Source organism: Lacihabitans sp. CS3-21, assembly GCF_024343675.1.
Taxonomy (GTDB): Bacteria; Bacteroidota; Bacteroidia; order Cytophagales; family Spirosomataceae; genus Leadbetterella.
In genome coordinates, this window is sequence record NZ_RJUD01000060.1 from 1 (window position 1) to 1,220 (window position 1,220).

Consider the following 1,220-nt stretch of genomic DNA (forward strand, 5'->3'; position numbering starts at 1 on the left):
ATGCTTACGTTTACTTTTTTTATAAAGTTGTATAAGAAAAAGGATCCAAAGCCATTTGTAAACCTTGGATATACATTTTTAGGGATTATTTATGTGGCACTTCCATTTGCACTTTTGAATGAACTGGCATTTTGGAAAGGGAATTTCCAGCCACTCTTGGTAATTGGCGTGTTTATTATTTTATGGTCAAATGATTCTGGAGCTTACATGGCAGGCAGGTTATTTGGTAGGCGTAAACTTTTTGAAAGAATTTCACCTAAGAAAACCTGGGAGGGCTTTTTTGGTGGAGCAATAATAGCCTTATTGGCCTCGTTTCTTTATTGGAAGTTCACTGATACGCTTTCAATGGATCAATGGCTGTGTATTGCGGCCATTATAGCCACAACAGGCACATTGGGCGATTTGGTGGAGTCTTTGTTTAAACGGAGTATTGAAATCAAAGATTCAGGAAGTTTGATTCCAGGGCATGGTGGTTTCCTAGATAGGTTTGACGGGCTTTTGCTCTCTATGCCATTTATTCTTACATTTATAAAATTTTACGCCAGATTGAATTGAAATATTTATTAAGCATTTTCATATTCTTAGTGTTATTTGTGGCAGGTTATAAAGCTGATGCTCAAGGTTCTAAGAAGTTTATTACTTTCTCAGGTTTCGTAATTGACGGTAGCAATGACGAGCCTTTGCCTGGTGCTTATGTGATTAATGATAGAGCTGGAAGGGGAGTGTTTACCAATTCAAAAGGCTATTTTATCTTAGATGTTTTTCCCGGTGATTCTATACTTTTCTCCTATTTGGGTTTTAGAAAACAATATCATATCATTCCCAAGAATGTGGGTTTAGACTATTCGGCGGTTGTAGAACTAAGTATTGATGCCAAAATGTTAAAAGAAGTTAAAGTTTATCCATTCCGCACAGAAGAAGAGTTCAAAACTGCCTTCTTAGAAATGGAACTACCCAATGAAAAAGAACGGGAGATTTTAGAAAAAAATTACAGCAGCGAAAACATTAAACGTATGGCAGCTAACCAAGCCATGGGTTCAGTAGGTAACTATCGATATGCAATGGATCAACAGCTAATGCACCTTCAGGGTCAAAAACAAGTTACTCAGAATCCACTCACCAACGTATTTGCTTGGAGTAACTTCATTAAGTCTGTTAAAAATGGTAGTTTAACGGATAAGTCTTGGAAGAAAGGCAGTTATATACCTACTGAAAAGGGA

General features: G+C 36.9%; 2 protein-coding genes. Both read left to right on the forward strand.

Annotated elements, in window-relative coordinates:
- Window positions 1-555, forward strand: a 555-nt coding sequence (locus EGI24_RS14325; protein WP_255049144.1) for a phosphatidate cytidylyltransferase, incomplete at its 5' end; no start/stop codon positions are given.
- The coding region (locus tag EGI24_RS14330) for a carboxypeptidase-like regulatory domain-containing protein (protein WP_255049145.1) at window positions 552-1,220 on the forward strand (669 nt) is incomplete at its 3' end. The genes EGI24_RS14325 and EGI24_RS14330, both read left to right, overlap by 4 nt.